This is a genomic window from Runella defluvii (genome assembly GCF_014195535.1).
GTDB lineage: Bacteria > Bacteroidota > Bacteroidia > Cytophagales > Spirosomataceae > Runella > Runella defluvii.
The window spans coordinates 244,361-259,974 of the sequence record NZ_JACIBY010000002.1 but is presented as its reverse complement, the minus strand read 5'-3'; the positions used below and the strand labels follow the sequence as shown (position 1 = coordinate 259,974).

11 protein-coding genes and 1 tRNA gene are annotated in these 15,614 nt (G+C 45.9%); 3 read left to right on the top strand and 9 right to left on the bottom strand.

Features of this window, described 5'->3' with window-relative positions; genetic code table 11:
- Window positions 1-63: 63 nt before the first annotated feature.
- From FHS57_RS05845 to FHS57_RS05825, 5 genes are all read right to left on the bottom strand, one after another.
- A complete protein-coding gene (locus FHS57_RS05845) occupies window positions 64-2,190 on the bottom strand; it encodes an OmpA family protein (protein ID WP_183971953.1) in 2,127 nt (708 codons plus the stop codon).
- Window positions 2,191-2,370: 180 nt separating this feature from the next.
- A complete protein-coding gene (locus FHS57_RS05840; RefSeq protein ID WP_183971952.1) occupies window positions 2,371-3,768 on the bottom strand; it encodes an efflux RND transporter periplasmic adaptor subunit in 1,398 nt (465 codons plus the stop codon).
- 70 nt (window positions 3,769-3,838) lie between these two features.
- Complete coding sequence (locus FHS57_RS05835; protein WP_183971951.1) at window positions 3,839-5,290, bottom strand: TolC family protein; 1,452 nt, start codon at window positions 5,288-5,290, stop codon at window positions 3,839-3,841.
- 118 nt (window positions 5,291-5,408) lie between these two features.
- On the bottom strand, window positions 5,409-6,938 hold the full coding sequence (locus FHS57_RS05830) for a serine hydrolase (RefSeq protein WP_183971950.1): 1,530 nt from the start codon (window positions 6,936-6,938) through the stop codon (window positions 5,409-5,411).
- Between the two features lie 81 nt (window positions 6,939-7,019).
- Complete coding sequence (locus FHS57_RS05825; RefSeq protein ID WP_183971949.1) at window positions 7,020-8,351, bottom strand: MATE family efflux transporter; 1,332 nt, start codon at window positions 8,349-8,351, stop codon at window positions 7,020-7,022.
- Window positions 8,352-8,473: 122 nt separating this feature from the next.
- Between FHS57_RS05825 and FHS57_RS05820 the strand changes: the two genes are divergently transcribed.
- Complete coding sequence (locus FHS57_RS05820; RefSeq protein WP_183971948.1) at window positions 8,474-9,289, top strand: 3'-5' exonuclease; 816 nt, start codon at window positions 8,474-8,476, stop codon at window positions 9,287-9,289.
- 114 nt (window positions 9,290-9,403) lie between these two features.
- On the opposite strand, the gene FHS57_RS05815 is transcribed toward FHS57_RS05820, so the two are convergent.
- Entirely contained in the window at window positions 9,404-10,666 is a 1,263-nt protein-coding gene (locus FHS57_RS05815) for an asparagine synthetase B (protein WP_183971947.1), read from the bottom strand.
- Between the two features lie 80 nt (window positions 10,667-10,746).
- On the opposite strand from FHS57_RS05815, the gene FHS57_RS05810 reads away from it, so the two are divergent.
- Window positions 10,747-11,991, top strand: coding sequence for an ABC transporter permease (locus FHS57_RS05810; RefSeq protein ID WP_183971946.1), 1,245 nt, complete (start codon window positions 10,747-10,749; stop codon window positions 11,989-11,991).
- A gap of 86 nt (window positions 11,992-12,077) precedes the next feature.
- Window positions 12,078-12,161, top strand: a tRNA-Leu gene (locus FHS57_RS05805).
- A gap of 146 nt (window positions 12,162-12,307) precedes the next feature.
- Here FHS57_RS05805 and lpxA read toward each other — a convergent pair.
- From lpxA to lpxD, 3 genes are all read right to left on the bottom strand, one after another.
- Window positions 12,308-13,108: an acyl-ACP--UDP-N-acetylglucosamine O-acyltransferase gene (gene lpxA / locus FHS57_RS05800; RefSeq protein ID WP_183971945.1), complete on the bottom strand. Its 801-nt coding sequence runs from the start codon at window positions 13,106-13,108 to the stop codon at window positions 12,308-12,310.
- A gap of 71 nt (window positions 13,109-13,179) precedes the next feature.
- Window positions 13,180-14,571 (bottom strand): bifunctional UDP-3-O-[3-hydroxymyristoyl] N-acetylglucosamine deacetylase/3-hydroxyacyl-ACP dehydratase, encoded by a 1,392-nt coding sequence (locus tag FHS57_RS05795; protein ID WP_028524310.1) that lies wholly within the window; start codon window positions 14,569-14,571, stop codon window positions 13,180-13,182.
- Between the two features lie 5 nt (window positions 14,572-14,576).
- A complete protein-coding gene (lpxD, locus tag FHS57_RS05790; protein WP_183971944.1) occupies window positions 14,577-15,614 on the bottom strand; it encodes a UDP-3-O-(3-hydroxymyristoyl)glucosamine N-acyltransferase in 1,038 nt (345 codons plus the stop codon).

Here is a 15,614-nt window from a genome sequence, read left to right as displayed (position 1 = left end):
ATGGCAAGGGAGCCTATCCATTTTAAGAATAGGCTCCCTTGGGCAAGACATGCTTGAAGGCTGTTATTTAATCAGGAACTGTACCCGACGGTTGCGTTGGCGATTCTCTTCCGAATCATTGGGAGCAATGGGTTTGCTTTGGCCTTCGCCACGGTGGGCTATGTTGGCTTCGGTCGCACCTTGATTGATAAGGTAGTTGGCGATTACTTTGGCGCGTTGCTCCGAAAGGGTTTGATTGAGCCTAGGGTCGCCTATATTGTCTGTATGGCCTACGATTTCGATTTTAATGTCAGTATTTTTTGCCATAATCGCCGCTAGGCGGTTTAGTTGGCCGTAAGCTTCTGGCCGTAAGATATAGCTACTTTGGTCAAAGTAAACATTATCTTCAATCGTCAGCGTTTGGCCTGCTTTGATATTGTCAAAGATTTTTTCGTTTACAACAGGTTTGCCCTTAGCGGCGGCTTTTTTGTGAGAAATCAACGAAACATTGGTCAGGTATTCGCCTCTTTTGGCCCAATCACCCGCGTCGATACGCATGGAGTACATTTCGTAGCCGTCGGCCTCGGCTTCCACCAAATAGGCTTGGTCGAGGAAAAGTTGGGTGGTCACAAAGGCATATCTCACCTTGGCAGGAATCGCTTTCTGAGTGGCAATACTGGTGACGCGAAAACGGAGATTAGGGATACTTCGTCGCGATTGGGCATCTAACACTTTAAACGTGAATACATGTGAAGGCGAGGCGGCAGGTTTGGCCGCGTTGGGTGTAAGTTTGGCTTCGTACGAAAACACTTGACCTACCTTCATTTCTTCGGCATCAAGGTCGTGGGTAACCGATTGGTAACCATTTGAAACAACTTCAATTTTATAAATATCAGGTTCTTTTATTTTATGTTTGGCAATGGTTGAGGTTGTTCCTCTTACTTCCGTCGTTTGTTCGGTGAGGGAGGCCGTAATTTTAAAAATGGCTGGGATACGTTGTCCTGTGTTGGCGTCAGTTGCGGTGAGGCTGAGGTAAGTATCGTCGATTTTAGCCAGTTTGACGGTTAAGTCGCTTGTTTCCGTCAGGAGTGGGAGTACTTTATCCAGCGGTTGTTGGTACGACATAAAACCCTTGGCTTCTGCTTCAATAATGTATTGACGACCAGGGCTAATGGGCGTGACAGCTTGTCCTTCTGGTGTTCCTTTAATGTTCAGAATGGCACGTTTATCGGCTTGGTCAATCACCCGTAAGTTGGCCACGATTGGCTGTCCAGATTGTTCTTCAATGATTCTAATTTTTAGGATAACATCTACTTTTGAGAGCTTAATTACTTGTGGAGTAGCGGGAGCGGAGGAGGTGGTTGTAATCGAAAGTTTTGATTCGTAACGTCGGTAACCGCTGGCAGTAACTGACAGATTATAAGGTTGTTTTTGAACGACTACGGTGGGGTTAAACAGTTCTCCATCTGCTTTGGTGGTACCTGTATAGCTTTCTTTTATTTCGTCCGAAAGCTTAAATTGTGCCGCTACGGGTTTGTTGGTAAGGGCGTCAATGGCAACAAATTTTAGCTCTTGTTTGGGGATTCGATTAAGAACCACTTCCGTGGCTTCCCCTGCTTTAATTTTTAGCGAACTCTTGTAAGTTTCATACTCGGGAGCGCTGACTTCGAGGGTATATTGCTCAGTATCTTTTAACTCAGCCAGCCAGCTCCCTCCAACGTTAGGATTCTTTTTGGCGGTAATAAATTGTCCACTTCGTTCGTCTTTGATGGTGACTACCGCCTTGGCAACGACAGAGCGCTGTGCTTTGTCAATTACTAAGATGGTATGCCCAGCATTGGTAGTTGTGGCCACCGCAAATGTTTTTGGGGGATTGAGTGGTTCGAGGTCAATCACAAAAGGAAAATAGCCTGTGGAGGAAGGAGCCCCCGCCTCAAACGTGTGCGTTTGGCGGTAGGTTTTGTACTCTTGAAAAGCAACAAATACTTGATATTGAGTGCCTGGATTTACTTTGACAACGTAAGCATCATTGACCATTTGGCCTGGTAATTCGGATTCGGTATTGACGGCCAAAACCGAGACAATCGGCACAAGCGGACGCTTGGTGTATTTGTCTCGAACTTCGACGCCAAGACGGAATTCGGTTTGTCCCCAGAGGGAGGAGGAATACAAACTTGCCAAAAAAACTAAAAAACTGACTGTAAGACGCATAGGTTAGGGGAAATAGGAGAATAGGCAAATTTAAGTACTTTCCCTTAAAAAATGATAAAGCTGCCGTAAAACCCTATGTTTTTAATGGAGAATACCCTTGTAATAAAAAATGGAATGCTCTTTTGAAGAACATTCCATTGGACGGAAACCTTTAAAATAAAGTACCTAAACGACGTGAGCTTATTCTTGCTTCGTGTCTTTTGCGTCTTTTTTCTTTTCAACCTTTTTGCCTACCAACGTACCTGCTTTAAGGCGTTTGGAGACTTCGATAAACGGCCCAGAAATGATTTCTTCTCCTTCTTTAAGCCCTGAAATAATTTCAATGTTTTCAAAATCACTGATGCCAGTTACTACCTCACGCGTAGCCGCTTTGCCTTTGTCGTTGATGAAAACTAGCTCTTTCAACTTCTCTTCTTTCTTCGCTTTGGATTCGTTGTTGTTTGACGAAGCAGGAGCTTCCTCACCTTCTTTTTTCTCGCCGTTTTCATCTTCTTTTCCACGGGTTGTGACGGCCGAAATTGGTACTGATAAAACGCCCAACTTACGTTCGGTAATGATTTCAACGGCGGCAGTCATTCCTGGTTTGAAAGGGTATGATTTTTTGGCACGTTTAGCCATCAAATCACGATACGATGAGTTCAGAATCTTGATTTTTACTTCAAATTCAGTGACGGCATCCGCAGAGTTAGAAGCGGCTGTGGCCGTTCCGACGCCGTTGGCTGTGTTGGCAATTTCAGTGACCATCCCCTTAAACTTACGGTCAGCGTAGGAGTCAACTTCAATCTCAACGGTATCGCCCAAATTGACTCGCACGATGTCGTTTTCGTTAACATCCACGCGAACTTCCATGTTGTTGAGGTTGGCAATACGCATCATTTCGGTACCTGCCATTTGGGAGGTTCCTACGACACGGTCGCCTAGTTCTACGTTTAGTTTTGAAACAGTTCCGCTTTGGGGGGCGTAAATGGTGGTTTTGCGCAAGTTTTCTGCCGCATCACGGAGTGCTGCTTCGGCACTTTGTACGTTAAATTTTGATGCTTCAACGGCAGCTTTAGCCGCTTCTACGTTTTGTTGTGCCACGCGATAGTCGGCCTCACTGCGCTGAAAATCAGCTTCTGCTACCACTTTGTCAGCTAGTAGTTTCTGATTACGTTCATATTCTGTTTTAGCACGAATCAACTGGGCATTCGATTGGGCAAGCGATGCTTTTGAACGTTCTACTTCGGCCTTACTTGAGTTGACCGACGCCTGCGAACGTGCCAAAAGCGCTTCGTAGTTGTCGGGGCGAATTTTGGCTAACAATTGGCCTTTTACGACCGAATCGCCTTCTTCGACGTACAAGCCAATGATTTCTCCAGGAACGTCAGGGCTGATTTTTACTTCTATTTCTGGCTGAACTTTTCCCGACGCACTTACGCGTTCAATGATGTCAGAGCGTTTTACTTTGGTAAATTCTACTTCGGTGGGCTTTACTTTGCCAATCCATCCAGCTTGTTTGGCAATAAACAGTCCTGCACCGAGGGCAACGACAACGCCTCCGAGTATCCACCATATTTTTGAAGAAGATTTTTGTGCCATGGCCTACGATAAAGTTTTGATTTTAGTCAGTTCGGTTTCGGTTGATGCGGTTAGGAAAAGAGGGGATTTACTACTCAAGTGACAATGGTTTGTTTTGGTAGAAATCCAAAATCTTGGTACGGAAAATGTACTCGTATTTGGCCTGAACAAGGCTTGCCCGCGAGCGGTCGAGGTTGTTTTTTGAAATGTTGTATTCAACGGCGTTGATGGCTCCCGCATTGAGGCGGGCCTCGGCGGCTTTGAACGACAACTCCAACGATTCGATTTGCTTGGCCGTAGCCTCGTAGCGTTTGGCGGCGTTGAGCATGGTGTAATAGGCTTGCTCTATCGTTTGACGTACTTGGTTACGCACAATTTGGGATTGATATTCGGCATTTTTCTGCTGAATTTGGGCATTCGCAATGCGGTACCTTACTTGATAAGCGTTGAAAATCGGTACACGAAGCGATAGCGACAACGAAGCATTGCGGTTGAAGCTTAATTGGTCGAGGTACCCAAAGTTTTGAATTGACCCGCTCGGGATGGTTGTTTTTTCAATCACAGGAACGGTAAATCCAGCATAAGAAACGTACTTGGTTGTCGAAGGAACATCCACGACCCTAGAAGCCCCTCCGTCGCCTACAAAACGTTGTTTAGGGGCGGCACTTGAAAAAGACGAACTTAAACCTCCACCGAGCGACAACGAGGGCAGTTTGGCACCGCGCGCAATCTCAATGCCTGTTTTGGCACTTTCAATCCGAAGCGTGGCTGCTTCCATATCAGGTAGGTATTTGATGGCGGCATTATAAACTTGCTCCAACGTTGCATCATAAGGCGCTGACGTTGAGGGAAGCGGTAGGTTAATAGGGATAAGGTCAAAATTGTCGCTGGCGGGCAAATTGAGGTATTGCTTGAGGGTCAATTTCGCAATTTCGATGCTGTTTTGCGCATTGACAATCGACAACTCATCATTGGCCAATTGCGAACGAATATCGTATAGGTTGATTTCGGGCAACGAACCTGCTTTTACCAATTTCTCGGTACGTTCCAACTGAAACCGCGTTGTTTCGGCTTGGCGACGGGCAAACTCCAATTGCTCTTGGTTATTAAGTACGTTGAGATACGACGTAGCCACGTTCAAAATAAGCGCGTTGCGATTGCTTTCAACGTCTTTTTGCAGCGCCTGAAGGTTTTGCTGATTTTGCTTAATGGTATTTTTAAGTTGGTACCCATTAAACAGATTGACACCTGTATTTAACTGGAAGCTTGAAAAATTGACCGTTTGCTCCACAAATTGGTTGGTAAAAGGGTCGATGTTACGTCCCGATTGTAAACCTTGGTTGGCGCTTAAATTGAGGGTAGGGAATTTCTGCCACTTCGATTGGTCGAGGGTATTTTGGCCAGATTGCACCTGAAGTCCCTGTTGTTTCAGTTGCAAGTTGTTTTCCAACGCTATACCAACGCACTGTTGGAGGGTATATTTTTGTTGAGCCTGGGTATATGCACTAAAACCCAGCGCAAAGGCGAGTAACCATTTTTTCATCGCTGTATCGGGATTTTCAGTTCAAGGTTACAAAACAATGTTTGCTCGCTCTACGAAAATTGGATAAACGGTGAAATAAATGGATTAGTAGGAGGATATAAAGGATGCAGGCAGTGAGCTACTTAGCGGGGGGAGATACTTTTTTAAACTCAATATCACCCGCGTTGGCTATCCCAACAACCATACGGTCGATGGCTCCTTGGGAGTCGATTTTAAACTCAAACTTGCTTTGGTCAAACGTGCCCGTTCCTTCAAAAACATCGTAATGATAATGTTGCAAACGAAATGATAATCCATGAAATGCTCCTACGTAGTCGCTTTCTCCGCGGGCTTCGAGCGTGATGCTGCCGTAGGCAGGGTGTGTATAAACGCCGCTATATGCTTCCGCAGGGTGAGAAGGACGGGTGTCGGTTTTGCGTTTGGCGGCGTTGTCAGCTTTCGCTTTATCGGTTTTTGCCTTGGCTTCGGCTTGAGCTGTTTTTAGGCGCGGCGACCAGTCGATAATCGAAAGACCCAGCCATTGGTCAGAAACGTAGTTACTAATGGCATTGACAAAATAATAATCCGCAAATCCTGTATTGGTCAAGACCACTACGCCGAGGTTGTTATTGGGAAAAAAGGTCATCTGTGAGCGATACCCTTCGATGGAGCCATTGTGGGCCAATCGCAAATGACCACGATAGGTGTTGATACTCCAGCCCATGCCGTAGCTTGCGTACCCAAGTTCGCTAAATGTAACTTCGGCGGGTGCAACGATGGTTTGGGGGGTATGATTTTCTTTGAGATTGGCGGCGGATACGATTTGTTTTTGCCCAAAACTTCCCTTGCTTAATTGCATCAAAAGCCAATTGGCCATCTCTGTAGCACTCGACTTGATAGAGCCCGCTGGACCAATCGCATCGACGTTACTACCAAAACCTTGCTCGACCCATTGACCGTTGTTATCGCGGTACGACAACGAATAGTCTTTGCTCGTAAAAAGCTCAGGGTAGGTCAATACCGTTTGATTCATTTCTAAAGGCGTCAAGATTTTTTCGCGGACAAAATCTTCCCAGCTTTTTCCCGAAAGGCGTTCCACCAAAATACCCGCCGTCATGTACATGAGGTTGTTGTATTGGTATTGGGCAAAAACGGGTTTTGACAAGGGCAAAAACTTGAGACGTTGGTAAAGCGCTTGTCGGTCGAGGTTGGCGTACAACCACGTCCAATCGTGGCGAGGCAATCCCGTACGGTGCGATACCAATTCCCGAGCGGTGATGGTTCGGGTGGCGTATTCGTCGGCCAGTTGAAAATCGGGTAAATACTCTTTGATGGGTTTGTTCCAGTCAAGCTTTCCTTCATCGGCCAGAATCGCCAATGCCGCCGAAGTGAACGATTTGCTGCACGAGGCAATGGGAAAGAGCGTGTTTTCAGTAACTGGTAAGTTATTTTTAACGTCCTTGAGGCCGTATCCCTTGGCATACAGCAATTTGCCATCTTTCACAATCGCCACCGAGGCCCCTGGCACTCTCCATTCGGTCAGCATCCGATTCACAAACCCATCGAAACTTTCAAACGGGGTAGGCGCGGGTACTTTCGACGTTTTCTTTTGGGCAAAAAGAACGTTGGTAACAACCAACAAGAGCAAAAACAGGGAACGGAATTTCATACAAGGTGGGGAGGGAATGACGAGTTGATGAATGACGATTTAGGAATGCCAAATATAGTAATTTTAGCCCTCTTTCCTGCCTCAGCGAGGCATAACCTTTGTCGATATTCGGTAAAAACGAATCGTCAGGAAAACCGCCGAGAAAGTTAACCCCGCCGATAACGAAACCCAAACCCCTTCTACGTCCATTTTGAACGTAAACGCAAGGAAATAACTCAGCGGCAATGAAATGACCCAATACGCAATGAGCGTGATAACCGTTGGCACATTGACGTCTGTCAGCCCCCGTAGCGCCCCCAAAGCCGTTACTTGTACGCCGTCCGACAACTGGAAAAAGCCCGCGTAAATCATCAACGTGGCTGCGATGGTTGTTACCTCAGCATTATCTTTGAGATAGAGCGAAACTAAAAACTCGTTGCAAGTAAGGAACGTAACGCACCAAACACCCATAAAAGCAATGGTAAGAAGCAGGGCCGCAGTACCCGCTTGTTTGACCTTGAACGGATTTTTTTCGCCATAAGCCCTCCCCACGCGGATAGCACCCGCGGAGGCAATGCCCGTTGCCATCATGTACGTCGTAGAGGCCATATTGATGGCGATTTGGTGGGCGGCAAGTTGGTTTTCACCCAGCCAGCCAATAATGACTACCGCCAGGGAGAAAGCGGCAATTTCAAAGAAAAACTGAAACCCAACGGGAATCCCCAGTTGAAAAACTTTCTTTATCAATTTTCCTAGTGCCTGCTGATGGGAAGCCGTGAGGTATGGCGTGAAGTTTTTGCTTTTATAGATATAAACCAAAATAGCGACCGCCATGTAAATACGCGACAAAAGCGTTGCGAAAGCAGCGCCGTTGAGCCCCATTCTTGGAAAGAAACCAATGCCATTAATGAATATCCAATTGAAAAAAGCGTTGAAAATCAGGGCAGAGACGGTAACTGCCATAGCCACCCGCGTGAGCGAAAGCCCGTCGGCCAACTGACGCGCAGCGACAAATACGAGCAGTGGAAGTGTGGAGGCGCTTAAAATGTACAAAAATGGCTTGGTAAGGCGGGTTACTTCGGGGGTTTGACCAAAAAGGTGTAATTCGATGCCTATGAGCATACCCGCTAATCCCAGCCCTATTCCAAGAATGAGGGAAACGATAAGACCTGCTCTGAAGAGCTTTCCAATTTCGGCGGTGTTGTGTTGACCTTTTGCCTGAGAAATCAATGCCGCCACTACGCCCAAACCACCAACGCCAATACTTGACATCAAAAATGATAACGAATTGGCCAAGCCCGCCGCCCCAAGTGGTACGGCGCCAAGATAGCGGCCTACCATTAGGTTGTCGGTCATTCCCATGAGTGTTACTCCAAGTTGGGCAATAATAATAGGGATACTTAACTTAATGGTTTCACTGATTTCCTTGCGCATTCTATTCTGATTTTGGCTATTTGTCGGCTGATGATCGTCTAAACAAGACGGCAAAGGTAGAAGATGCAAGCTGAATTGTTTGAATTAAATAGTAATTTTGAGGCTTCAAGCTTCCTTATTGAATGGCACATAATCTCAAACTTAGAAAACCTTTGGCGTTTTTCGATTTAGAAACAACAGGGGTAAATATCCAAAAAGACCGCATTGTGGAAATCAGTGTGGTGAAAGCACTCCTTAATGGTGAGATAGAAAGCAAAACCTTTCTAGTCAATCCTGGCGTCCCAATTCCGCTCGAATCAAGCCTTATTCACGGGATTTATGACGAAGACGTGAAGGACTGTCCAACCTTTAAAAACTTTGCCAAAACGCTCGCGCAGTTTTTGCAGGGCTGCGATTTGGCAGGATTTAATTCCAATCGCTTTGATGTGCCGATGTTGGTGGAAGAATTTTTGCGTGCCGACGTCGAATTTGACATCAAAAACCGCCGATTGGTGGATGCGCAGCGTATTTTTCACATGATGGAACCGCGCAACTTAGCGGCAGCCTATAAGTTTTATTGTGGCAAAGACCTCGAAAATGCCCATAGTGCGCACGCTGATACGGTGGCTACGTTTGAGGTGTTGTGCGCTCAAGTGGAGCGATACGCTGGGGTGAAAATCAAGAACGACAAAGGGGAGTTGTATGAGCCTGTACAAAATGATGTAGAGGCATTGCATAACCTGACAGCGGCAAAAATTGTAGATTTTGCCAATCGAATGGCCTATAACTCAAAAGGCGAAGAGGTTATCAACTTTGGAAAGCACAATGGGAAACGAGTAGTAGATGTGTTGGCGCAAGAGCCTAGTTACTACGATTGGATGATGAAAGGTGACTTTACTTTAGATACCAAACGGAAATTGACCGAGATAAAAATGCGCGCCGCCTTTGGGAAAAAATAGGTAGTGGTTAGTCCATGGTTGGTGGTCGATAGTCCACAGAAGGCTATTAAGAGGGAGACATTCCAAGTTTTTGAAACTTGGAATGTCTTTTTTTTATTGACCATCGACCCAAAACTACGTCTTCAACTTCTTCTTTTTGGCCGCGGGAAACAAAATGTTGTTCAAAATCAAACGGTACCCTGCTGAGTTAGGGTGTAAGTTTAAATCCGTAGGTTCTTCATTGATTTCGTGGCGGTAATCTTCGGGGTCGTGGCCACCGTAGAACGTAAAAAATCCTTTGGCATACGTACTGTGAATGTAACGCGCTTCACCCGCTGCACGATTTTCGGCCAAAATAATCACTTCTGGTTTGATGTACTGCTTTTTGAAAGCGGTGGTTTGACCCATAAACCCTTTGATGATTTGTTGGTGGTTTTGTGTCAACATGGTAGGAACGGGATCCCATTTGGCCGAAAACTGAAACAACGTAAAATAGTCGTTGGCTTCGGTCATGCCCCGTTCGTTGGGTTGGCTATCGACCGACGAAAACTCAATTTCGTACGGATTGGTCACAACTTGAAAGTTTTGGAAGGCAAACGTCTGGCTAAAATCTAGCTTCTTTTGGGCAGTGGGGTCAGTAGGGTCCCCGTCATAAATCACGTCTGCAATGTCGGTATTTTGAGTAGCCAAAGCTACATCGTACGTGTCGGTGGCATTGCACATGGCAAACATATATCCGCCACCTGCTACGTACTCTTGTACTTTTTTAGCCACGGCTAGTTTGAGTTTAGATACCTTAGAAAATCCCCATTTTGCCGCAATATCCTCCGCTTCTCGCTTTTGCGCGCGGTACCAAGGGTAGTCGCGGAAGTGAAAAAACTTACCGTACTGTCCCGTAAAATCTTCGTGGTGAAGGTGTAGCCAATCGTATTCCGACAGTTTGCCCTCCATGAGGTCGTCGTCATAGACAATATCATAAGGGATTTCGGCGTAAGACATCACCAGGGTGACGGCGTCGTCCCAAGGTTGTTTGGTTTTAGGCGAATACACGGCCACTTTGGGGGCTTTGTGGAGCTTTACGTTGTCCATGTTGGCATCAGGTTGGGCAATTTCGCTTAGAATACCGCTTCCTTGCGCGTCAGAAATCACCTCGTACGAGATTCCACGGACGACCATTTCGTTGATGATTCGCTGGTTCCAATCCATCATAAAACTGCCTCCTCGGTAGTTGAGAAGCCAGTCAATTTCAGTATCGTAGGTGCGCAAGACCCAGTACGCCAGTCCGTACGATTTAAGGTGGTTTTTTTGGGATTCATCCATCGGAATCAGAATCTTAGAGGCCCAAGCCCCGTGTACTACGCCCAAAAAAATGATAAGTGGTAGGATGAACCGCTTCATCGGTTTGTGGATTTAAATTTTCAGAATGACTTTTGTAATAACGAATATATTGCAAAAATCGTGCAGAATCAACCATTGCCATGAACCTTATTGAGAACTTTCGTGAAGGACTTCGCTCTATTCAATCAAACATGCTTCGGACTGTCCTGACGGCGCTGATTATTGCCATTGGTATTACATCGCTGGTGGGGATTCTGACGGCCATTGATGGAATGCAAAGTTCGGTGAATAATAGTTTCGCCGATTTGGGAGCCAATACTTTTGACATCCGAGGCCCGCAGCCTTTTCGCCGAAGAAACGGAGGAATGCGCTCTAAAGATTATCCCTCGATTACCTACCGTCAGGCTAATCAGTACAAACGAGAAATCAAAGACACGTATAATGCCCAAGTGTCGATTTCGTCGAATATTAGCGGTGCTGTACAAGTCAAATACAAATCCATCAAAACCAACCCCAATACGCGCGTCGTTGGCATTGATGATAACTATATGGCGATTAAGGGCTATAAGCTTGTGAATGGCCGTAATTTCTCCCCAACAGACCTAGACAATGGTCTTAATGTGATTATTATTGGTTCGGAAATAGCTCAAAAACTGTTTGAGGGCAAAATAAGTCCAATCAACGAAGAAATTATCGTTCGAGGGAATCAATATAAAGTAGTGGGCGTACTGGACAAAAAAGGTTCATTGACGGGAGGAGGAGATGACCGTGTGCTGTTGGTGCCTCTTGAAAATGGCCGAGCATTGGCTGCAAACCGCGAATTGACTTTTGATATTACGACATCTGTTAACAGCATGGAAGACCAAGAACTCATCATGGGAGAGGCTAGGGGAATCATGCGGCGAGTGCGAAAAGACCTAATTGGGAAGCCTGATTCGTTTGAAATAGAAAGCGCCGATGCACTGGCCAAAAACTTTGAAGAAATATCGGGTTACTTGCGCATGGGAGGCTTTGGAATCGGCATTATTACGTTATTGGGAGCGGCCATTGCGTTGATGAATATCATGCTCGTATCGGTAACAGAAAGAACGCGCGAAATAGGTATCCGAAAGTCGCTAGGGGCAACCCCACGGCTGATTCGTTTGCAGTTTTTGATGGAAGCCATTGTGGTGTGTATTTTGGGGGGAATCGGTGGACTTATCTTAGGAATTATCGTCGGAAATATCATCGCCAAGGTCATCAGCCAGAATGCAAGTTTCATTGTGCCGTGGTTTTGGATGATGATGGGGATATTGGTGTGCGTTGTAGTGGGAATTCTTTCAGGAATTTATCCAGCGATAAAAGCCTCACGCTTAGACCCTATCGAAGCTTTACGCTATGAATAATGAAAATTTTTGCACTTTTTTTGGTGTAAAAATTTGGAATTAAAATCTCAACTGCTACCTTTGCAGTCCCGTTTACACAACGACTTGCCCAGATGGCGGAATCGGTAGACGCGTTGGTCTCAAACACCAATGAGGTTACACTCGTGCCGGTTCGACTCCGGCTCTGGGTACTCGGGTAAAACTCGAAGCGAAAGCTTCGAGTTTTTTGCTTTTATAGGCTTGCTAAAAGAGCGCGCTCGGGAGGGGAGGCCATAAAAAACGGTTCAGAAATTGCTCTGAACCGTTTTTTTGTTTGGATATAAAACAAGGCCTGCCCTTAGTCTTCGCTATCGACATGGGAAGCGCTAGGTGCCTTAATAATCCCACGCTCTGAACTGCGAATGAAGTTGACAATAAGGTCGCGCTCAGACGAAGCAGGAAGGTCTTGCTCAATATGCTCTAAAGCCTCAGAGTTATTAAAGCCTTTGAGATAGATATAACGATACACCTCTTGAATGTCGTTAATCTGCTCATTGGTAAAACCACGACGACGTAAACCAATCGAGTTTACTCCCGCGTAACACAGGGGTTCTCTAGCTGCTTTGGTAAAGGGTGGAACATCTTTACGAACCAGTGAGCCGCCCGCTACCATGGCATGTGCACCAATCTTTACAAACTGCCGTACCGAACTTGAGCCCGCAATAATCGCCCAATCTCCCATGTGGACGTGCCCCGCCATTTGCACGTTATTGACGATGATGCAATTGTTCCCGATACGACAATCGTGGGCTACGTGTGAGTAGGCCATGATGAGACAATCGCTACCAATTTCGGTTTTCCAGTGTTCTTCCGTTCCCCGACTGATGGTAGCGTACTCACGAATAATCGTATTGTCGCCAATATAAGTGAGGGTATATTCTCCCTTGAATTTTAAATCTTGGGGGGTAGAAGAAATTACTGCGCCAGGATAGATTTGGCAGTTTTTGCCAATTCGAGCACCATCATTGATGACGGCATGTGAACCTATCCAAGTGCCTTCGCCAATTTCTACATCTTTGTGAATCATGGCAAATGGCTCAATCACAACATTTGGGGCGATTTTTGCCTCTGGGTGTATGTATGCTAACGGTTGAATCATGTTGGGTTGATAGTTTCCAAAGCACCGTTCTCAGAAAGAAGTACTTTCATCTGAACTTGCTTTGTTTACCATTACTTTTTTCTAACTAGGCTTGCGGTCATGTCAGCTTCACATACAAGTTGTCCTGCCACGTACCCTGCGCCGTGCATTTTTACAATTCCTCGTTTGATAGGCGCTGTAAACTCACATTTGAAGATAACGGTATCTCCAGGAACGACGTTGCGACGAAAACGGCAGTTTTCGATGGCAGCCAAGAAAGGCCAATAGTTCTCAGGATCTGGTTGCGAACTTAAAGCAAGAATAGCTCCTGTTTGTGCCATGGCTTCCATTTGTAAAACTCCTGGCATGACAGGATTGTTTGGAAAGTGTCCCGTAAAGAAGGGCTCGTTCATGGTGACATTTTTGAGACCTGCCACGCTGTTTTCGTCCATATAAACGATTTTGTCAATCATCAAGAATGGATAGCGGTGGGGGAGAAGCTCACAAATACGCTTCAGGTCCATCACAGGAGGCATTTTGGGGTCGAAGTGAGGCACTGGGCTCTTCGACGACTCCATCAGCTTTTTGATTTTTTTCGCCAAAGCAACGTTGGCGGCGTGGCCAGGGCGTGCTGCCAAAATTTGACCTTTGATAGGACGTCCCACGAGTGCTAAGTCACCTACGACATCTAGTAGTTTGTGGCGGGCCATTTCATTGGGATAGTGCAGTTCTAAGTTGTTCAGAATCCCTACTTTTTTGTTGACCCCAATGGTAGGTTTGTTGAGTAACTGAGAAAGATAATCTAGTTCGCCTTCTTCCACATCACGGTCAACGATTACAATGGCATTGGTCAAGTCGCCACCTTTGATGAGGTTGGCTTTGTAAAGGGCCTCAAGCTCGTGCAAGAAACAGAAAGTTCGGCACGAAGCAATCTCGCGTGAGAAGGTAGTGAGGTCGTTGAGCGAAGCGTGTTGGCTGCTGATTACTTGTGAGTTGTAATCTACCATCACCGTTAGGCGGTAGTCGTTGAGGGGTAAAGCTACCATCTCAATGTCTTTTTCCGCGTTTATGTAGCGTACAGGTTCTGAAATTTCGAAGTAGTTGCGCGAGGCGTTTTGTTCAATAATTCCAGCTTCTTTTAGCGCTTCTACAAACTTGATAGAGCTGCCGTCCATGATAGGAGGCTCAGGGCCATCAAGCTGAATCAGTACGTTGTCAATTTGTAACCCAACAAGTGCGGCGAGGGTGTGCTCAACCGTGTAAACACGGGCTCCGTTTTGTTCGAGGGTAGTCCCCCGCGACACGTCCACCACATTGTCCACGTCAGCATCAACGATAGGCTGACCTTCCAAGTCAATACGTTGAAATTTATAACCGTGATTGATAGGGGCGGGCACAAAAGTCATGGTAGCCGAGACACCAGTATGCAACCCTACACCCGATACCGACACCGATTTTTCGATGGTTTGTTGTTTAATGTTCAACATTCCTAGTGTTTATCTTCTTTGTTTTGTTTCTCTAATTCGTGTACTCTTTTTTCCAAGAGCGGTAATTTACGGAAAATCGCCGCCGAACGTAAACTGTCTTTGAGTTCGAGGGCTGGAGTTCCGTTAAGGGAAAGTCCTTCTTCTTCCCATGTTCGGGTAACGCCCGCTTGACCACCCACTTTGGTTCCTTTTGGCACCGTAATGTGCCCGTTAAAACCAGCTTGTCCGCCTATGACGCAATTTTCTCCGATTTTGGTCGAGCCTGCTATGCCTGCTTGGGCAGCAATGACGGTATTTTTACCAATTTCGACATTATGCCCTACCTGTACTAAGTTGTCCAGTTTTACTCCTTGGCGAATAACAGTCGAGCCCATTGTGGCGCAGTCGATTGTGGCTCCTGCACCTATACTTACGTTGTCTTCGATGACGACGTTGCCTAGTTGGGGAATTGTTTTGTACGTTCCGTCGGGAAGTGGGGCAAAACCAAATCCATCGCTTCCGATAACGGCATTGGCAAAAAAGGTGCAATTTTGACCAATAATGGTATTGTTATAAATTCGGACGCCCGAATGAATCACCGTACCATCGCCAATTTTGACGTTATCGCCCACGTAAGCATGGGGATAAATTTTTACATTTTTCCCAATCTTACAATTTGTTCCAACGTAAGCAAAAGCACCTAAATAGGGATTTTCGCCCAGTTCAGTGCCTTGTCCAAGGTAAGAAGGTTGCTCAATTCCTCGTTTGTCGCCCTTGATGATTCGTTCGTATTGTTGTAGAAGTTGAGTAAACGCTGTATAGGAGCTTTCTACCCGAATAAGGGTAGTTTTAAACGCTTTTTTAGGTTCAAAGCTTTTATCTACAATTACTGCCGAAGCCTCGGTTGTGTATAAATAAGGCTCGTATTTTGGATTTGATAAAAAAGAAATACTACCAGAGATACCCTCCTCAATTTTTGATAACTGACTGATTTTTAGGTTCTCTTCGCCTTCTATTTCTCCTCCGAGCAGTCCAGCAATCTGCTTGACGGTAAATTCCAT